Here is an 18,540-nt window from a genome sequence, read left to right on the forward strand (position 1 = left end):
GTCATCCCTCTTTTCCTCCTTTTCCCGTATTTCCTCTCTTCCTCCTGGGTCAACTTCCATTGTCGACAGCGCATCCATGGCCGAGGTCAGACGGTTCTCAGCAGAGACCGCAAGATCCGACAGGATCGACAGGGTGGCGCTGTCCTCGGTTCCCGCCAGGGCAAGCGACACGCCAGACAACAGGTTGATCTCCGAGCGCACCTCCAGAAGAGTCTGCAAGGCGGTGAACTTGTTGTCCACCAGATCCAGCATCGTCTCTTCGATCACGGTGATGGTGTCCTCGCCCTGCATGGCGATATTGAAATAGGCTTCATCCGCGATCTCGATCAGACTGGATTGCAGGGCCGACACCAGCCCTTGCAGGTCGCCAATCATGGTCGCCGTGCGCTGTGTGGTGTCAAAAGCGGTCCCACGCGCCGCAATCAGGTTTTCAAGCATCTGATCAACCGCTGCATTGTCTTCCGCGAAATCTTGTCTGACATCCTCCGGCAGATTGGACACGACGGTGTCAAGATTTTGAAGTGAGCTCTCGACCTTGTCCTTGGCCGCTGTCAGCTCTGTGGCATTCTTTGACATCAGAACGGCAAGCATTGCATCTTTGGTCGCGGCGGAGGCCATCACGAGATCATTGCTGCGTGTCAACTGCGGCAGATCCCGCTCTGTCATGTCACCCATGCTCGACGAGACACGATCAAACGATTGATAGATCCCAAAGCCAGCCGCACCGACGGTTATCGCGATCACCATCAGGAGAACCGTGATTTTTCCGCGAATGCTGGAGAACACATTCAACCGGCGCAGGACTGTATGTAGGAAAGATCGAATCATAAGATCACCTATTTGAGGGTAACTTGCGGCCCTTCCCGCCCGGTGCCCGGGCGGGAAATCTTTTCATCGTGATCTGTGGCCCGCTAGATCTGCGGATCAAGTCGGCACCACACAGGAGATCAGGAATCCCCGGCAGCCGCGATGGGTTCAAAGCTGCCGTCGGCGGTGATGCGGGTCAGGAAGACATCATCCATGCCCTGGTTGTCATCCGCGCCAAAGGTCATGGTCACCCCGCCCAGATCAACCGTGGTCAATGCGGCCAGCGCCTCCAGGTAGCTTTCGCGGGTCAGATCCTTGCCGGCGGCCTCCAGCCCCTCGATGGCAAGACGGCCAACGATATACCCTTCCAGAGACACAAAACCGGGCTTTGCGGCGGCATCCACTGCGGCCAGCGCCTTGGTGTATTGCGCCACAACCGGCACGGATGCATCCCATGGGAAGGGCACAACCTGGCTCACGATGACGCCTTCACCGGCATCGCCAAGCTCCTGCGCCAGGGCTTCGGAGCCGACAAAGGAAATATTGACGAAGGTGGCATCCATTTTCATCTTGCGCGCCAGTTTGATGAACTCCGCCACCGGCTTGTAGGCACCGACCACCACAACGGCATCCGGCTTTGCCTTGCGGATATCCAGCAGCGCCTTTTTCACCGCCGTGGTATTGCGGGTGTAGGTGCCTTCCGCCGCGAGCGTCATGCCGCGCTTTTCCAGGGCCGCATTGACACCGGACAGACCGACACGGCCAAACCCGTCATCCTGATAGAGAATGGCGATGGATTTCATGCCCTGTTGATCGACCAGATAGTTGATCCAGGCTTCGGTTTCGGCGTTATAGGTGGCGCGCACGTTAAAGATATTGCCATGGCTTGCATCGCGCAGGAACCCGGCCCCGGTAAACGGGCCGATAAAGGGAAGCTGCGCTTCGGTGGCAATGGGCTGCGTCGCCGAGGAGGTCGGCGTGCCGACCGGGCCGATCAGCCCGATATGGTTGTTCTCATCCACCACGGTCTTGACCAGAGCCGCAGAACGATCCGGCTCGTAGCCATCGTCCATGGTGTCGAGTTTCAGCATCCGCCCGTGAACACCGCCTGCGGCATTGGCTTCCTCGAATGCTGCGGTGATCCCAAGCCGCATCCCCGTGCCAAGCGCCGCCGCCGGGCCTTCAAACGCAGCCACCTGCGCAAAGGTGACGCTGGCATCTGTGACACCTTGTTCGGCACTCGCAAAATGTGGAGATGCGAGCAACAAAGCGGCTAACAGGGATTTTCGAAAAAACATAATGAGCACTCCGAGGGGTTGGGTTCGTCAACACGTCAAAGCCTTCCCACTCCACCGTTAAATAAAAGATAATCCGCATATGTGGTGCAGGCATGCTTGCGCCTTGATACGAAGGCTTTGGAGCATCCGGGGATGTCTTGAACGCAAGATCGCCACTTAAATGTGCATCTTATCAACATGATATACGCCCATCCCACGCAGCTCAGACATCTTAAAATTGTTCGTAACAATGTTTGAGAAAGTCATAACAATGGTGCCGCATAAACCGCTGGCCTGGCGACAGCCGTGATCGCTTCATTCCCCCAAAGGCAGGCTTAAGCGGCCGCGGCAAACCATCTGGGCGCGGTGACAACTTCGATTCTCTCATGGCTCTCATCCCGCAAGGCGCCGCCACAGGCCGGGATCTGATCCGCGCCAAATCCGTGATCAACATCAGCGGGACTCGACTCTGATGCGTCAGGAATTTATTAAGAACAAAATGTGAACATTGGGCGTCTGAAATGTTTGAAGGAATCAGAAAACGTATCGTTTGCATGTGGTTTCCCCGGTTGGCCAGCGACCGGTTTCTACGGGCGCAACCTGTCGAGGGGCCGTTCGTTGTCACGCTCAAAGCCAACAATGCAGACCGCATATATTGCCTGAATGCCGCGGCAGAGCAGTCCGGCCTTGAACGCGGCATGAGCTTTGCCGATGCCCGCGCCTTTTGTCCGACGGTGATCAGCCAGCCCGCCCGGCTCGATCTCGATGCCCGGTTCCTGACCACCCTGCGCCGCTGGGCGATGCGCTACTGCCCCTGGGTGGGATATGAGGACCGCGACGGGCTGGTGCTTGATATCACCGGTGCCGCGCATCTTTGGGGCGGCGAGGCCGAGATGCTGGCGGATATGCGGTCGCGGGTGGCGCGCGCAGGTCTTGCGCTGCGGCTTGGGCTTGCCGACACTCGTGGTGCGGCCTGGGCGTTTGCGCATTATGGCCAGGGAGATCAGGCGCTTGCGGATCTGCCGGTGGCGGCCCTGCGGCTTGAGGAGAAAACAGTCACCGCCCTGCAACGTCTGGGGCTGCGCAGCATCGGGGCGCTGTCGGCCACCGCACGCGCGCCGCTGGCCCGCCGTTTCGGACCCGAGCTGATGATGCGGCTGGATCAGGCCCTGGGCCATATCTCTGAACCCACGGCCCCCGAAAGCGAGCCGCCGCATTACGCCGCCCGGATGAGCCTGCCGGACCCGATCGGCCTTGCGGATGATGTGATGGGGGTTGCCTCGCGCTTGCTCAGCCCGCTGTGCGACAAGCTCAAGGCGCAGGAGATGGGGGCGCGCAGGCTCTGCCTCACCCTGCGCCGCGTCGATCAGGGCAGCCAGCAGATCGAGCTGCGCCTTGCCGCGCCGATGCGCGATCCACACCGCATCCTGCCGCTGTTTGAACGCGGGGTCGGAGAGGTGGACGCGGGGTTTGGCATCGACCAAATCCGGCTGGAGGCGGTGGTGGTCGAACCGCTACCGGTGCAACAGATCAGCAGCCATCACGCTGGCGGAGGGGGCCGCGCGCCGGGGCAGCTGGATGATCTGATCACCCGTATCGGCACCCGCATCGGGTTGGAGAACATCCAGCGGTTCCTGCCCGCCGACAGCCACATCCCCGAGCGCGCCTTTTCCATTGCGCCCGCTGCCTATAGCAGGCCCGAGACGGGCTGGACCGCGCCCCGCCCGCGCCCCTTGCGCCTGTTTGCGCCGGAGCCGATCGCCGCCACCGGATCAAAGCCCCCCGAGCGGTTTCGCTGGCGCCGCATGCGCCTGACGACGGGACGCGCCAGTGGCCCCGAACGGATCGCGCCGGAATGGTGGCTGCCGGACGAGCGCTGGCGCTCGGGGGTGCGCGATTACTGGAAGCTGGACACCCGCGAGGGGCGGCGCCTGTGGCTGTTTTACACGCCGCAAAACCCCGGCTGGTTCGTCCAGGGAGAGTTCGCATGACCGAGGCTGTTCGCGATCATCACCCGGTGGCCCCCAGCCGACCTGAACATATGCTCCGGCCATATGGAACGGCGGGCTATGCGGAGCTTTGCGTGACCAGCAATTTCACCTTCCTCACCGGCGCTTCACACCCGGAGGAGCTGGTGCTGCGCGCCGCTGAGCTGGGTCTGGACGCCATCGCCATCACCGACCGCAATTCGCTGGCCGGAGTGGTACGGGCCTATTCCGCGCTCAAGACCCTGCGCGAGGAGGTCTCCCAGGCGCTGCGGGTGCGCTCGTCGCATCAGGTTGATCCCTGTTCACGACAGGAGGTTGGCCGACCGCAAGACCTGCACATGTCCGGGGCCACCCATCTGCCCAAGCTCATTGTCGGCAGCCGTCTTGTGCTGCGCGATTGCCCGGTCGAATGGCTGGCCCTGCCCACGGATCGCGCCGCCTATCACCGGCTGTCGCGGCTGTTGACCCTTGGCAAACGACGGGCGGAGAAGGCGGAATGCCACCTTGACCTCAGCGATCTGGAGGCGGGCTGTCAGGGCATGATCCTGATCGCCCTGCCGCCAGCGGATCTCAGCCCCGCGCGGGGCGCGATCCAGCGGCTCCAACATCGCTTTCCCGGCCATGTCTTTCTGGGCGCGGCACCGCGCTATGATGGTTCGGATCAGGCCTGGTTCGATGCCTGTGCCGCGCTGGCCCTGCGCTGTTCGACGCCGATGGTGGCGGTGGGCAATGTGCTGATGCATCACGGGCGGCGGCGCAAACTGGCCGATGTGCTGACCTGCCTGCGCGAAGGGGTCACCATCGACCAGATCGGCACAAGGGCACTGCCCAATGCCGAACACCGGCTCAAGGGCGCATCCGATATGGCGCGGGTCTATCACCGCCACCCTGGCGCTCTCAAACGTACGCTGGAGATCGCCGCGCGCTGTGGTTTTGACCTCTCGGAGCTGAGCTACGAATACCCCGACGAGATGTCCGAGGGAGAGCCCCCCCAGGCACGGCTCGAACGGCTGGCGCAGGACGGCGTGAAACGACGTTACCCCAATGGGGCGTCAGAGCGCGTGCATCACCTGATGGAAAAGGAACTGTCGCTGATTGGCGAGCTGCACTATGCGCCCTATTTCCTGACCGTGCATGACATCGTGCAGGAGGCCCGTAGGCGCGGCATCCTGTGCCAGGGGCGCGGCTCGGCGGCCAATTCCATCCTCTGTTACCTTCTGGGCATCACCGATGTCAGCCCCGACATGATCGGCATGGTGTTTGAACGCTTTATCTCGCGCCATCGTGGCGAGCCGCCCGATATCGACGTGGATTTTGAACATGAGCGGCGCGAAGAGGTGATCCAGTGGATCTATGAGAAATATGGCCGCCACCGCTCCGGGCTTTGCGCCACGGTGATCCATTTCCGCAGCCGCGCCGCGATCCGCGAGGTCGGCAAGGTCATGGGTCTGTCCCAGGATCTGACGGCGCGGCTCTCGGGTGATATCTGGGGCATGTCCAACGCCGGGATTGATCTGGACCGGGTTCGGGAGCTCGGCCTTGATCCGACAGATCTGCGACTGGTGCAGACGCTTGAACTCATCGGCGAGATCATCGGCTTTCCGCGCCACCTGAGCCAGCATGTCGGCGGCTTTATCATCACGCGCGGCCGCCTGGACGAGCTCTGCCCGATCGAGAATGCCGCGATGGAGGATCGCACGGTGATCGAATGGGACAAGGATGACATCGACGCGCTGGGTATTCTCAAGGTCGATGTGCTCTCCTTGGGCATGCTCACCTGCCTGCGCAAGAGCTTTGATCTCCTGGCCACCCACGAGCAAACCCGGCTGACCCTCGACACCGTACCGCCGGAGGACCCGGCCACCTACAAGATGCTGCAACGCGCCGATGCGGTGGGGGTGTTTCAGGTCGAAAGCCGCGCGCAGATGAACTTCCTGCCCCGGATGCTGCCAAAGGAATTTTACGATCTGGTGATCGAGGTCGCCATCGTGCGCCCCGGCCCCATTCAGGGCGGCATGGTCAAACCTTATATTCGCAGACGGCAAGGATTGGAGGCGCCCGAACCCTTTGGCCCCGCCCTCGAAGAGGTGACGCGCAAGACGCTCGGCGTGCCGCTGTTTCAGGAACAAGCCATGCGGATCGCAGTGGTGGGGGCGGGCTACACCGCAGAAGAGGCCGACAAGCTGCGCCGCTCTCTGGCCTCGTTCCGGCGCATGGGCACCATCGGCGAACATCGCGACCGCTTCGTGCAGGGCATGTTGAAAAACGGCTATGCGCAGGACGTGGCCGAGGCCTGTTTTGCCCAGATCGAGGGCTTCGCCGATTATGGCTTTCCCGAAAGCCACGCCGCCGCCTTTGCCCTGCTGACCTATGTGTCCTCCTGGTTCAAATGTCATCACCCCGCGATCTTTGCCTGCGCGCTGCTGAATTCCCAGCCGATGGGATTTTACGCCCCCGCGCAGATCGTGCGCGACCTGCGCGACCACGGGGTGGAGGTTCGGCCTGTCTGCGTGAACCGATCCGATTGGGACAACGCGCTGGAGCGGCGTGCAGATGGCTCCCTGGCGCTCCGGCTTGGTTTTCGCCAGATCAAGGGCTTTCGCGAGGAGGACGCCCATTGGATCAAGGAGGCCCGCGGCAATGGCTATCAAGATCCCGAGAGCGTCTGGCTGCGCGCGGGCGTTGCCCCCACGGTTCTGGAACGGCTGGCCGAGGCAGACGCCTTCATCGGCATGGGGCTGACGCGGCGCGATGCGCTCTGGCAGGTCCGCGCGATCCGCGCCCCCAAACCGCTGCCGCTGTTTGCTGACCCGCTGGATGGCGAGGGCATTCGCGAGCCGCACTTCACCCTGCCGAATATGCATCTGGGCGAAGAAGTGGTGGAAGATTACGTCGCCCTGCGCCTGACCCTGCGCGCCCATCCGATGGAGCTTTTGCGCGCAACACTCCCCGGCCTGACCCCGCATGACCGCCTGATCGACGCCCCCCTCCGCCGCACCAGCGTCTGTGGCCTTGTGATCACCCGGCAACGCCCGGGCACGGCATCGGGGGTCATTTTCCTTACGCTCGAAGATGAGACCGGCGTCTCAAATGTGGTGGTCTGGCCCAAGGTCTACAAACGCGACCGGCGCAGCGTTATGGGCGGGCGGCTCCTCCGCGTTACCGGCCGGCTGGAGCGTGAAGGCATCGTGGTGCATCTGATCGCCGATCAGATCGAGGATCTGTCGCATAAGCTCGCGGATCTGGGTCACCCGCTGGATGACGCCGTCGGCATCACCCAGCCGCAGGCCGATGATGCCCCCCGACCACGGCGCAGCGGCACCCAACCCACCGCCCGCCACCCGCGCGAACAGGCCAAACGACTGTTTCCAAGCCGCGATTTTCATTGATCCCCTCGGGCACGGATCAGGCCATTCCTTCTTCTAACCCGAAATATCCCGGAGCGCGAGGCAGCGCCTCGCATGCACCACCTTGCCAAGCGCACCGACGGGCCCTAAGGTCCACCCTACCTCGGGGTGCGTCCGAAAAGACGCTGAGATGCCAGTGAGCGAACCCGTTGAACCTGAACCGGATCATACCGGCGGAGGGAAGGTTATTGATCAGCAGGCGCATGATGCCCTGATCTCCTCCTTGCCTGATGCCGCATTGGAGGACGCAATGAAACCTCTCCTTATGACGTGCAGCCTCGCCAGCACGTTTCTCGCCACCACCGCCATGGCCGACCTGCCGAAGCTGGTGGTCTATACCTACGACAGCTTCGTGTCGGAATGGGGCCCCGGCCCGGCCGTCGAAAAGGCCTTTGAGGCCAGCTGCGGCTGTGATTTGAAATTTGTCGGGGCCGGCGACGGCGCCGCCCTGCTGGCGCGGGTCAAGCTGGAAGCTGCGCGCTCTGATGCCGATGTTGTGCTGGGGCTGGACACCAACCTGACCGCTGCGGCGCGAGAAACCGGCCTCTTTGCGCCCGTTTCGGTTGCGGCGGATTACGCGATGCCGCTGGCTTGGAAGGACGAGATGTTCGTCCCCTATGATTGGGGCTATTTTGCATTTGTGCACAATGCCGACGCGGCCGCCCCCACGAACTTCAAGGCCCTGGGCGACAGCGACACCAAGATCGTGATCCAGGATCCGCGCTCCTCAACACCCGGGCTGGGTCTGCTGCTCTGGATCAAGGCCGCTTACGGCGATGAGGCCCCCGCCATCTGGGACAGCCTGAGCGACAATATCGTCACCGTCACCAAGGGCTGGTCCGAAGCCTATGGGCTTTTTCTGGAGGGCGAGGCCGATATGGTGCTCTCCTATACCACCTCGCCCGCCTATCACCTGATCGCCGAAGAGGACGACAGCAAATCCGCCGCCCTGTTCGACGAAGGCCACTACATGCAGGTCGAGGTCGCGGGCAAGTTGGCGGCCAGCGATCAGCCGGAGCTGGCGGATCAGTTTCTGGCCTTCATGGTGTCGGATGACTTCCAGTCGATCATTCCGACGACCAATTGGATGTATCCCGCCGTGACGCCCGCCGAAGGGCTGCCGCAGGGGTTTGAAACCCTTGTAAGCCCGGAGAAAGCGCTGCTTTTGTCCGCAGATGAGGCCGCAGCGGTGCGGCAGGGTGCATTGGACGAATGGCTCAGCGCGCTCAGCCAATAAATCTGCGACCGGTCGCGACATGGCCCGGAACCTGCGCCGCCCTTGGGGTGGCGCTTCTGGTTCTGGGCACATTGGCCGCCGTGGCCCTGCGGGCCGAGGGCGGGCGCGGGTTCGGGGCTGCCGATTGGGCGGCCCTGCGCTTCACCCTGATCCAGGCGAGTCTTTCGGCACTGTTCAGTGTCGGACTGGCGGTGCCGGTCGCGCGGGCCCTGGCGCGGCGGCGCTTCATCGGGCGGCGGATCCTGATCACCCTGCTTGGCGCGCCCTTCATCCTGCCGGTGATCGTCGCCATTCTCGGCCTGCTAGCGGTCTTTGGCCGCTCCGGCTGGCTCAGCGATCTGCTGGGGTTCGTGGGATTGGCACCGGTGCAGATCTACGGGCTGCACGGGGTGGTGATTGCGCATGTGTTTTTCAATCTTCCGCTGGCGACGCGCCTGATCCTGCAGGGCTGGCAGGAAATCCCGGCAGAGCGCTTTCGTCTGGCGGCGCAGCTCGATGCCGGGCCGCGCGCCATGTGGTCCCTGCTCGAAGCGCCGATGCTGCGTCAGGTGCTGCCGGGCGCCCTCGCGGTGGTCTTTGCCATTTGCCTGTCGAGCTTTGCCGTGGCGCTCACCCTGGGCGGTGGCCCCCGTGCCACGACGCTGGAGCTGGCGATTTATCAGGCGTTTCATTTTGATTTTGATCTTGGCCGGGCGGCCATGCTGTCAGCGGTGCAACTTGTCCTGACCGTGGTGGCGGCGCTTCTGGCCCTGCGCGTACCGCCGGGCGAAGGATTTGGCGCCGGTCTCGACCGGGCGGTGTCCAGGTGGGACGGCAGCGGGCGCAGAACACGCCTGTGGGATGCCAGCTGGATCTGCCTCGCGGCGCTGTTTCTGATGCTGCCCTTGTTGGCGGTGTTGCTCTCCGGGCTGCCCGGGCTTTTGTCCCTGCCCGCCTCGGTCTGGCGCGCGGCCTGGGTCTCGGTGCAGGTGGCGGCGCTGAGCACCCTGCTGCTGGTCTCGATCGCACTGCCGCTGGCAACAAGCATCGCCTTGGGGCGTAAGGCACTGGGCGAGGTGGCCGGGCTCCTTGGGCTGGCAGCCTCGCCTTTGGTGATCGGCACGGGGCTTTTTCTGCTGATCTATCCGATCGCGGAGCCTGCTGCGTTGGCGCTGCCGGTGACGGCGCTGGTCAATATGGTGATGGCGCTGCCCTTTGCGCTGCGCATTCTGGTGCCCCGCATGCGGCAGGTGATGAACCAAAGCGCCCGGCTGGCCCTTGCACTGGATATGCGGGGCCCTGCTGTCTGGCGCCGGGTGATCCTGCCGCGCTGTCGGGCGCAGATCGGCTTTGCCGCCGGGTTGACGGCGGCGCTGTCGCTTGGCGATCTGGGGGTGATTGCGCTGTTTGCGGACCCGGAGGTCGCAACCCTGCCCTTGCAGGTCTATCGCCTGATGGGGGCCTATCGGATGCAGACGGCGCAGGGCGCTGCCTTGCTGCTCTTTGCCCTCTCGATGGGGGCGTTTTGGCTATTGGACCGAGGAGGGCGCTATCATGCTGAGGCTTGACGCCATCGACATCAACAAGGGCGGGTTTCGCCTCTCCGGGGATGTACAGATCTCAAAGGGCACGCGCGTTGCGGTCATCGGTCCCTCTGGCGCGGGGAAATCGACCTTGCTGGAGGCGCTTGCGGGATTTCAGCCCCTGACGGGTGGGCGGATCCTGTGGCAGGGCGAGGACCTCGCCCCGCTGAGCCCCGGCAAGCGCCCGATGGCGATGCTGTTTCAGGACGGCAACCTGTTTCCGCATCTGACCATTCGCCAGAATGTACGTCTTGGCATTGACGCCAACCGGCGCTTGACCGCTGAGGAAGAGACTCGCGTGACGGAGGCCCTCGCCCGGGTCGGGCTGGCCGGGCTGGAAGAGCGCAAGCCCGCTGCCCTCTCTGGCGGACAACAAAGCCGGGCGGCGCTGGCGCGTGTGCTGGTGCAGGGGCGCGATCTCTTGTTGCTGGATGAACCCTTTGCAGCGCTGGGGCCGGCGCTTAAGGCAGAGATGCTCGATCTGGTGGCCGAAATCGCGACGGAAAGCGGCGCGACGCTCCTGATGGTCAGCCATGACCCACAGGACGCGCGCCGGATCGCGGATCAGGTTGTGTTGGTGGCGGATGGGAAAATCCATACCGCGGCACCGACGGCGGAGCTGTTGGACAACCCGCCCCCGGCCCTTCGCGCCTATCTGGGCACCCCGGCGGCGATTTGATCCTCTCCTTGGTATTTTTTGCGATAGCCCATTTCCATCGACGCATCGGTCTCGCTAGGGTTGCACCATCAAGAGAAGGTGACTGCCATGAAGCTCTATTATTCCCCAGCCTCGCCCTTTGTGCGCAAAGTGATGCTGGTTCTCCATGAAACCGGACAGATCACTGACGTTGACGTGCTGCCGGTCCAAACCTCGGTCACCCACCCCGATGCCGGCCTGGCGGCCAGCAACCCGCTGGCAAAGATCCCGGCGCTGACGCGCGACGGTGGCCCGACACTCTATGACAGCCGGGTGATCTGCGAGTTCCTGGATGAGCGCGCCGGAGGGGCACTCTACAAGGGGGGCTGGGATATAAAGGTGCTGGAAGCGACAGCGGACGGTATTGCCGATGCGGCGGTTTTGATGGCCTATGAGACCCGCATGCGCCCCGAAGACAAACAATGGGACGCCTGGATCGAAGCACAGCGCAGCAAGATACTCGGCGCTTGCGCGGCGGTGGAAGCGCGCTGGATGCCCACGCTGACAGGGCCGTTGAATATCGGTCAGCTCGCGATGGCGGCGGCGCTGGCCTATGTCGATTTTCGCCACCCGAATGCGGGTTGGCGGGAGGGAAACCCGCAGTTGAGCGACTGGCTGCTCGCCTTCGAATCGCGCCCCTCGATGGTGGCGACTCGCGCAGAAGCCAGCTGAGTCCGGTTTCACAGAGTGTTAAACAGCATATGCCAGATAGGAGCTCATCACCCCCGGGAAGACGCAGCAATGCAACGGTTCGATGAAAGAATACCACTCTCGGGCCTACCTGCGCGGCTTTGACCGCTAGACGAACCCGGTTTGCATCGCTAGACACGCGGCTGAGTCACCGCATTGTGAGCGCGGTGCAAGCGCATGTTTGCCCTAAACGGGCGCTGGAATTGGAGAAAACCTCGTGTCCCACGCAGAAGACCACGAAGGAACCCGGAGAGATTTCCTCTACTACGCCACTGCCGGCGCCGGGGCAGTCACCGCGGGTGCCGCTATTTGGCCCCTGGTCAACCAGATGAATCCCTCGGCGGATGTTCAGGCCCTGTCCTCGATTATTGTCGATGTGTCAGGTGTAGAGGTCGGCACGCAGCTGACGGTCATGTATCTCGGAAAGCCGGTGTTCATTCGCCGCCGTACCGAGAAAGAGATCGAAGAAGGCCGCGCGGTGAAAATGGAAGAGTTGGTCGATACCAATTCGGAAAACGCCAACAAGCCCGGGACCGACGCGGACGATATCAACCGCACGCTTGACGACGCCGGCGAATGGCTGGTGATGATGGGTGTGTGTACCCACCTCGGCTGTGTGCCTCTGGGCAACAACTCCGGTGATTTCGACGGCTGGTTCTGCCCCTGTCACGGGTCGCACTACGACACCGCTGGGCGTATCCGCAAAGGCCCCGCACCGCGGAACCTTCCCATCCCGTTGGCTGAGTTCACCGACGCAACCACCATCAAGCTGGGATAAGGAGCCGCGCGCATGTCTGGAATTCCCCACGACCATTACGAGCCGAAGACGGGCGCCGAGAAGTGGCTGCACAGCCGCTTGCCCATCGTCGGCCTGATCTATGACACCATCATGATCCCCACCCCGAAGAACCTGAACTGGTGGTGGATCTGGGGCATCGTGCTGGCCTTCTGCCTGGTGCTGCAAATCGCCACCGGTATTGTTCTGGTGATGCATTACACGCCGCATGTGGATCTGGCCTTTGCCAGCGTCGAGCACATCATGCGTGACGTGAACGGCGGCTATATGCTGCGCTATCTGCACGCCAACGGTGCGTCGCTGTTCTTTGTTGCCGTCTATATCCACATCTTCCGCGGTCTGTTCTACGGCTCCTACAAGGCCCCGCGTGAGGTCACCTGGATTGTCGGCATGCTGATTTTCGTGCTGATGATGGGTACCGGTTTCATGGGCTACGTTCTGCCCTGGGGTCAGATGTCCTTCTGGGGCGCGACCGTGATCACCGGCCTGTTCGGCGCCATCCCGTTCATTGGCGAACCGATCCAGACCTGGCTCCTTGGTGGGCCGGCCGTGGGCAACGCCACCCTGAACCGCTTCTTCTCGCTGCACTACCTGCTGCCCTTCGTCATCGCGGCGCTGGTGATCGTGCACATCTGGGCCTTCCACACCACCGGCAACAACAACCCGACCGGTATTGACGTGCGCAAGGGCTCCAAGGAAGAAGCCAAGAAAGACACCCTGCCCTTCTGGCCCTACTTCGTGATCAAGGATTTCCTTGGCCTCGCGATCGTGCTGGTGGTGTTCTGGGCCGTCGTTGGCTTCATGCCGAACTACCTTGGCCACCCGGACAACTACATCGAAGCCAACCCGCTTCAGACCCCGGCGCATATCGTGCCCGAATGGTACTTCCTGCCGTTCTACGCGATCCTGCGGGCGTTTACATCCGAAGTGTGGGTGGTGCAGATCGCCTCCTTCGTCACCGGCGGTATCGTGGATGCGAAGTTCTTTGGCGTGATTGCCATGTTCGGTGCGATCGCCGTAATGGCGCTGGTGCCTTGGCTTGACACCTCCCGCGTGCGCTCGGGCAAGTATCGCCCGCAGTTCAAGTGGTGGTTCCTGCTGCTGGTCATCGACTTCTTTGCCCTGATGTGGCTGGGGGCGATGCCTGCGGAAGAGCCTTATGCGTCGTTCTCGCTGATCGCATCCGCCTATTGGTTCGGCTACTTCCTGGTGATCCTGCCGCTCTTGGGTGTGATCGAAAAGCCGGAGGCGATGCCTGCCACCATCGAAGAGGATTTCGAAAGCCATTATGGCAAGAAATCCGAAGCTACTCCTGCTGAATAAGAAGAAGGACAGCTACCCATGTTCAAGAAACTTGTAACCGGTGCTGCCCTTGCTCTGGCACTTCTCCCGGCCGCATCCTATGCGTCCGGGGAAGGTGGGCATGTGGAGGATTTCGCCTTCTCGTTTGAGGGCCCCTTTGGCACCTATGATCAAAACCAGCTGCAACGCGGCCTGCAAATCTTTACCGAGGTTTGCGCGGCTTGCCACGGGCTGAAGCAGGTTCCGATCCGCACGCTCGCGGATGAGGGCGGCGTTGGTCTTCCCGAAGACCAGGTGCGCGCCTATGCCGCCGGGAACTTCGAGGTGTTTGACCCCGAGCTTGACGACTTCCGTCCGGCAAAACCGGTGGATCACTTCCCGGAAAACAATGGCGTCGGCGCCCCGGACCTCAGCCTGATGGCCAAGTCCCGCGCCGGTTTCCACGGCCCCTATGGTCTGGGTATCAACCAGATCATCAAGGGCATGGGCGGACCGGAGTATATTGCCTCGCTGCTGGCTGGCTACACTGGCGAGACCAAGGAAGAAGCGGGCACCACCTTCTATGAGAACCACGCGTTCCCGAGCGGCTGGATCTCCATGCCGCCGCCGCTGGCCGGTGAGGATGTGGAATTCGCCGATGGTCATTCCAACGAGCTGCATCACGAGGCGCAGGACGTTGCGGCCTTCCTGATGTGGGCCGCCGAGCCGAAGATGATGGCACGTAAACAAGCCGGTTTTGTCGGTGTGCTGTTCCTGGTCGTCCTGTCGGTCCTGCTCTATCTGACCAACAAGCGCATCTGGGCCCCGCACAAGGGCAAAAAATCGCACTAAGCGGACTGACATATCCTGGATAGAGAAACCCCCGGGCCGAAAGGCACGGGGGTTTTTTCATGGTCAACTCGACGCCGCACGAGGGTGTTTTCGCCAGACCATCACACTGAACCTGATCGCCTCAACGGTTCCGGCTGAGGACGTAAATGGGTGGTTCTAGCGGTGGTCGTCAGTTGGTTGAAAGTAATCGAAGGTGAGAATCAAAGCCCCCGATGCGACCTCGGATCGGGTCTGATCCATCACCTCTTCCCGCAACGTTGCCATTTCTTCATCAGTAAGCTCCGGCAATAGGGTGTCTCCAAAACCATACTTTTGAACCGTATCGTTAGAAGCTTTGATCGATCTGTCGATCTCGGAAACCCGAACATCCACGTAGCGATTTAGAAGCATCTCTTCCCGCTGCGCTTCCGTAGTATTGTCAAGGTACTCTTGGGTTATCCCTTTTCTGAAGGTGTGTGGCTCGTCAAGATCCACAAAGTAAGTCATGTACTGCAAACCTTGTGCCCGCCCGCCAAACATAACGTCCTCATGGTCCATGACAGCATGGGTGGCGAAGCTGAAAAGATCCTCATCCTCGGTCAACGCACGCCCGATGGTTGCCTCCACGCGGGATTGAAACTCCTCTTTCATCGCGACCAGTTGGGTATCTCTGATGCCCTTGAGGTCCGACATCACGGTGCCAAGAAGGTCTCCACCGGCGCGTTCGGTATAGGAGGGACCCTCATAGGTCAGCGGCGCGCGTTCTGCTGTCGCTCCGGTCGCACTGCGTGGGTCTGCGTAAGTCCCGATAAAATCTGGATTTATGGAGGGACGGTATGTGCTGGCCGAATCCTGCGGAACCGGAGCCTGCGCTGTCTCTGTCACCGTTCCTGTGCTGGCGATGGCAGTGTATTTGGCCGCGTCTGCGCCCTTTGTGCTCGACGTATCGAGAGAAAGCAGGGGGGGGTATCGGGGCGCTCGAAAGTTGCGCCGAACAGCGCCAATGTGTGGCTGCTGAGGGAAGCATTGATCTGCATGTGAATATCCTCAGGTCAAAAGAAAATGAACTTGCAGACAGCTTGGCTGAGTGGGGTTAAAATTCAACAACCTCAGGGAGAAGAAGTGAGTTGAATTAAAGCTATTCCCTGCTGCGCGCGCGGTTGCGCGATCTGCGCAGAGAAAATTCACGATAGATCGCAGCAACCTCCAGGGGAGACGATCAGGACGCAAAAAAATTCGAGCTTGGGCTGGCCTTATGAAAGCAGGAAAGGACCTCTGCCGCGTTCTGCGTGGGCGCCGCCGCGCCATCCAGCACGAGGTCGTAGGACAGCCCGTGATGCACCGAGTCGTGGTCGCGGGCGGCACTGCCCTTTGGGCGATCACCGCGCCTGGTTTCGCGCGCGTTGAGCGTCCCTAGAGCGGTATGGAGCCCGACAAAGAGCACCTCATGCGGGCGGAGGAGCTTTTGCAGCTCCCCATGCCAGCCTGGCGTATCAAGGATATGCTCGACGATCAGATCGTTGCCCGCATCGGCAAAACCCGCAATAGCGCGATGAAAGCCGGAAAAGAACGCAGGGCGCGCGCTTGGCCAGTCCGGGTAGGTCTTGGCATCCCAGGCGCCGCTGTCGCGCAGATGGTCGATGGAGAGATGCAGGAAGGGGCGACCCGCCTGTTTGCGGATCTCAGCCGCCAGAGTGGATTTGCCGCTGCTGGAGGCCCCGTGCAGAAACAGGATAAGCGCCATATCGGGCCTCCCTTGGCGTCAGGTGGTGAGCTGGCCGCCGCTGACCCCGGTGATGGTTGCGGTGAGCAGCGCGCCCTCGGTCCGGGGCGCGGCAAAAGAGACCTCGGTGAACTGTTCCGTGCGGCCCATATGGGGATTTTCCATCAGGATGCGATGGGTCTGCCCCACCTGCGCCGCGAGATGTTTTTCGACCTGCGCATCGCCCGCCGCGCGCAGGCGGGCAGCGCGGTCCTTGATGACATTGCCATTGACCTGGTTCGGAATCTTGGCCGCCGGGGTGCCCTCGCGCTTTGAATAGGGGAAGACATGCAGCCAGGTCAGGTCGCATTCGGTCACCAGCTTGAGTGAATTTTCGAAATGCGCCTCTGTTTCGGTGGGAAAGCCGGCGATGATATCAGCGCCAAAGGTCATTTCGGGGCGCAGCTTGCGGGCTTCCTCGGCAAAGCGGATGGCGTCATCGCGCAAATGCCGCCGCTTCATCCGCTTCAGGATCATGTCGTCGCCATGTTGCAGCGATAGATGCAAATGCGGCATCAGGCGCGGCTCGGTCGCAATGGCCTGCATCAGGTTCTCGTCCACCTCGATGGAATCAATCGACGAGATCCGCAGGCGCGGCAGATCCGGCACCAGTTTCAGTATTCGCATCACCAGATCGCCGAGCTTCGGCGTTGCGGGCAGATCCGCGCCCCAACTGGTGAGGTCAACCCCGGTCAGCACCACCTCGTTATAGCCCTTGTCGACCAGTCGCTTGATCTGATCCACCACGACCCCCGCCGGCACCGAACGCGAATTGCCGCGGCCGTAGGGGATGATGCAGAAGGTGCAGCGGTGATCACAGCCGTTTTGCACCTGTACATAGGCGCGGCTGCGGGTGCCAAAGCCGTCGATCAGATGGCTGGCGGTCTCGGTCACCGACATGATGTCATCGACCAGCACCTTTTCCGTGGTGCCGATAAAGTCCGGCCCCTTGGCCATCCGTTGCCAGGTCTCGGGTCGCATCTTCTCGCTGTTGCCGATGACCTGGGTGACCTCGCTCATGGCGGCAAAGGTCTCGGGCTCGGTCTGTGCGGCGCAGCCGGTGACGATGATCGGCGCATCGGGGTTTTCCCGGCGCAGCTTGCGGATTTCCTGCCGCGCCTTGCGCACCGCCTCGGCGGTGACGGCGCAGGTGTTGACCACCACGGCGTTCTCCAGCCCGGCCTGGCGGCTGAGCTCCTTCATCGCCTCGGTCTCATAGGCGTTGAGCCGGCAGCCGAGGGTGGTAAATTTGGGCGCGCCGCTCACGATGTCAGGCTTTCCACGAACTGGCGGGTGAAGCTGCCGCTCGCGACATGCATGGTCGGCCCGGTCATCCAGACGCCATCCTCGCGCCAGTCGATCCAGAGGGTGCCCCCATCCAGATCAATACGCACCTTGCGCCCTGTGAGGCCCCTGCGCGCCGCTGCGACGGCAGTGGCGCAGGAGGACGACCCCGAAGCCAGCGTGACTCCCACACCGCGTTCCCAAACCCGCATGCGCAGATGGTCCGGCGCGACGACATGCGCGACCTGCACATTGGTGCGCTCGGGGTACAGCGGATGATGTTCATAGCGCGGTCCGAACTCCTGCAACGGGATCAAATCCGCATCCTCCACAAAGAAGGTGCAATGGGGGTTGCCCATGCCGGTGGCCGTTGGCCCACCCTCGATCGGGAGCTCCAGCGTATCCATATCCTCGGCAAGGGGAATCTCGTCCCAGCTGAGCTGCGGCGCCCCCATATTGACCGATGTCAGCCCCTCGCCCGCATCCCGAGCGAACAGGCTGCCGCGCTGAGTCGTAAGATGCAGTTCGCTTTTGCCCGTTTGCTCCATCAGGAAACGCGCGATGCATCGGGTCGCATTGCCGCAAGCCGCCGAGGTGGAGCCATCGGCATTGTAAAAGATCAGATGCGCATCAGCTGCGTCTGCCTCCTCGATCACCGCGAGCTGGTCAAAGCCCAGGCCGAACTGGCGATGGGCGATTCCCTTGATCAGGGCGGGCGTCAAAGCGATGTCTTGCGTACGGGCATCCACGACAACAAAGTCGTTTCCAAGCCCATGCATTTTCATGAACGGCAACATATGATCGGATCCAGGGGAGGTCATAGGCCGCATATAGACCTAGTGGGAAAATGAATCCAGAGATTGCGCAGAAAACTTTGCAAAAGGGGGTTGACCCCCTCCCGGCTTGACCGTAGAAGCCCCC

14 protein-coding genes, 1 pseudogene and 1 riboswitch are annotated in these 18,540 nt (G+C 62.1%); of the genes and pseudogenes, 9 read left to right on the forward strand and 6 right to left on the reverse strand.

Going from position 1 to position 18,540, the window contains the following annotated elements; genetic code table 11:
* Positions 1-828, reverse strand: a pseudogene (locus tag HCZ87_RS08700) (methyl-accepting chemotaxis protein); the annotation flags it as partial.
* Positions 829-947: 119 nt separating this feature from the next.
* Positions 948-2,105 (reverse strand): ABC transporter substrate-binding protein, encoded by a 1,158-nt coding sequence (locus tag HCZ87_RS08705; RefSeq protein WP_167643366.1) that lies wholly within the window; start codon positions 2,103-2,105, stop codon positions 948-950.
* Positions 2,106-2,605: 500 nt separating this feature from the next.
* Between HCZ87_RS08705 and HCZ87_RS08710 the strand changes: the two genes are divergently transcribed.
* The 9 genes from HCZ87_RS08710 to HCZ87_RS08750 all read left to right on the forward strand — a co-directional run bounded on the left by HCZ87_RS08710 (position 2,606) and on the right by HCZ87_RS08750 (position 14,594).
* Positions 2,606-4,075, forward strand: a complete 1,470-nt coding sequence (locus HCZ87_RS08710; protein WP_167643367.1) for a DNA polymerase Y family protein — start codon at positions 2,606-2,608, stop codon at positions 4,073-4,075.
* Between the two features lie 50 nt (positions 4,076-4,125).
* Positions 4,126-7,461 carry an error-prone DNA polymerase gene (locus tag HCZ87_RS08715; protein ID WP_254868574.1) on the forward strand — a complete coding sequence of 1,112 codons (3,336 nt, stop codon included), beginning with the start codon at positions 4,126-4,128 and terminating at the stop codon, positions 7,459-7,461.
* Between the two features lie 112 nt (positions 7,462-7,573).
* A riboswitch (TPP riboswitch) is annotated at positions 7,574-7,678 on the forward strand.
* A 51-nt stretch (positions 7,679-7,729) separates the two neighbouring features.
* Positions 7,730-8,716: a thiamine ABC transporter substrate binding subunit gene (gene thiB, locus HCZ87_RS08720; RefSeq protein ID WP_167643369.1), complete on the forward strand. Its 987-nt coding sequence runs from the start codon at positions 7,730-7,732 to the stop codon at positions 8,714-8,716.
* Positions 8,692-10,263 carry a thiamine/thiamine pyrophosphate ABC transporter permease ThiP gene (locus HCZ87_RS08725; protein WP_167643370.1) on the forward strand — a complete coding sequence of 524 codons (1,572 nt, stop codon included), beginning with the start codon at positions 8,692-8,694 and terminating at the stop codon, positions 10,261-10,263. Before thiB ends, HCZ87_RS08725 begins: the two co-directional genes overlap by 25 nt.
* A complete protein-coding gene (locus HCZ87_RS08730) occupies positions 10,250-10,957 on the forward strand; it encodes an ATP-binding cassette domain-containing protein (protein ID WP_167643371.1) in 708 nt (235 codons plus the stop codon). The genes HCZ87_RS08725 and HCZ87_RS08730 overlap by 14 nt, the downstream gene beginning before the upstream one ends.
* 87 nt (positions 10,958-11,044) lie before the next feature.
* Complete coding sequence (locus tag HCZ87_RS08735) at positions 11,045-11,647, forward strand: glutathione S-transferase (RefSeq protein ID WP_167643372.1); 603 nt, start codon at positions 11,045-11,047, stop codon at positions 11,645-11,647.
* Positions 11,648-11,882: 235 nt separating this feature from the next.
* Positions 11,883-12,443 (forward strand): ubiquinol-cytochrome c reductase iron-sulfur subunit, encoded by a 561-nt coding sequence (petA, locus tag HCZ87_RS08740; protein ID WP_167643373.1) that lies wholly within the window; start codon positions 11,883-11,885, stop codon positions 12,441-12,443.
* Between the two features lie 12 nt (positions 12,444-12,455).
* Complete coding sequence (gene petB, locus HCZ87_RS08745; protein WP_167643374.1) at positions 12,456-13,784, forward strand: cytochrome b; 1,329 nt, start codon at positions 12,456-12,458, stop codon at positions 13,782-13,784.
* Between the two features lie 18 nt (positions 13,785-13,802).
* On the forward strand, positions 13,803-14,594 hold the full coding sequence (locus tag HCZ87_RS08750; RefSeq protein ID WP_167643375.1) for a cytochrome c1: 792 nt from the start codon (positions 13,803-13,805) through the stop codon (positions 14,592-14,594).
* A gap of 156 nt (positions 14,595-14,750) precedes the next feature.
* Here the strand turns inward: HCZ87_RS08750 and HCZ87_RS08755 are convergent, their stop codons facing one another.
* From HCZ87_RS08755 to dapF, 4 genes are all read right to left on the reverse strand, one after another.
* Complete coding sequence (locus HCZ87_RS08755; RefSeq protein ID WP_167643376.1) at positions 14,751-15,458, reverse strand: hypothetical protein; 708 nt, start codon at positions 15,456-15,458, stop codon at positions 14,751-14,753.
* A 334-nt stretch (positions 15,459-15,792) separates the two neighbouring features.
* Positions 15,793-16,317 carry a chloramphenicol phosphotransferase CPT family protein gene (locus HCZ87_RS08760; protein WP_167643377.1) on the reverse strand — a complete coding sequence of 175 codons (525 nt, stop codon included), beginning with the start codon at positions 16,315-16,317 and terminating at the stop codon, positions 15,793-15,795.
* Positions 16,318-16,335: 18 nt separating this feature from the next.
* Positions 16,336-17,601, reverse strand: coding sequence for a tRNA (N(6)-L-threonylcarbamoyladenosine(37)-C(2))-methylthiotransferase MtaB (gene mtaB, locus HCZ87_RS08765; RefSeq protein ID WP_167643378.1), 1,266 nt, complete (start codon positions 17,599-17,601; stop codon positions 16,336-16,338).
* On the reverse strand, positions 17,598-18,449 hold the full coding sequence (gene dapF / locus HCZ87_RS08770) for a diaminopimelate epimerase (protein ID WP_254868572.1): 852 nt from the start codon (positions 18,447-18,449) through the stop codon (positions 17,598-17,600). Before dapF ends, mtaB begins: the two co-directional genes overlap by 4 nt.
* Positions 18,450-18,540 lie beyond the last annotated feature (91 nt).

It is taken from the genome of Phaeobacter sp. HF9A (assembly GCF_011806385.1).
Classification (GTDB): Bacteria; Pseudomonadota; Alphaproteobacteria; order Rhodobacterales; family Rhodobacteraceae; genus Epibacterium.

What these genes read in the sequence shown, in the direction of transcription:
- HCZ87_RS08705 (WP_167643366.1), bottom strand. Translation starts at nt 2,105, where the DNA reads ATGTTTTTTCGAAAATCCCTGTTAGCCGCTTTGTTGCTCGCATCTCCA.
- HCZ87_RS08710 (WP_167643367.1), top strand. Translation starts at nt 2,606, where the DNA reads ATGTTTGAAGGAATCAGAAAACGTATCGTTTGCATGTGGTTTCCCCGG.
- HCZ87_RS08715 (WP_254868574.1), top strand. Translation starts at nt 4,126, where the DNA reads ATGCTCCGGCCATATGGAACGGCGGGCTATGCGGAGCTTTGCGTGACC.
- thiB (WP_167643369.1), top strand. Translation starts at nt 7,730, where the DNA reads ATGAAACCTCTCCTTATGACGTGCAGCCTCGCCAGCACGTTTCTCGCC.
- HCZ87_RS08725 (WP_167643370.1), top strand. Translation starts at nt 8,692, where the DNA reads ATGGCTCAGCGCGCTCAGCCAATAAATCTGCGACCGGTCGCGACATGG.
- HCZ87_RS08730 (WP_167643371.1), top strand. Translation starts at nt 10,250, where the DNA reads ATGCTGAGGCTTGACGCCATCGACATCAACAAGGGCGGGTTTCGCCTC.
- HCZ87_RS08735 (WP_167643372.1), top strand. Translation starts at nt 11,045, where the DNA reads ATGAAGCTCTATTATTCCCCAGCCTCGCCCTTTGTGCGCAAAGTGATG.
- petB (WP_167643374.1), top strand. Translation starts at nt 12,456, where the DNA reads ATGTCTGGAATTCCCCACGACCATTACGAGCCGAAGACGGGCGCCGAG.
- HCZ87_RS08750 (WP_167643375.1), top strand. Translation starts at nt 13,803, where the DNA reads ATGTTCAAGAAACTTGTAACCGGTGCTGCCCTTGCTCTGGCACTTCTC.
- HCZ87_RS08760 (WP_167643377.1), bottom strand. Translation starts at nt 16,317, where the DNA reads ATGGCGCTTATCCTGTTTCTGCACGGGGCCTCCAGCAGCGGCAAATCC.
- dapF (WP_254868572.1), bottom strand. Translation starts at nt 18,449, where the DNA reads ATGCGGCCTATGACCTCCCCTGGATCCGATCATATGTTGCCGTTCATG.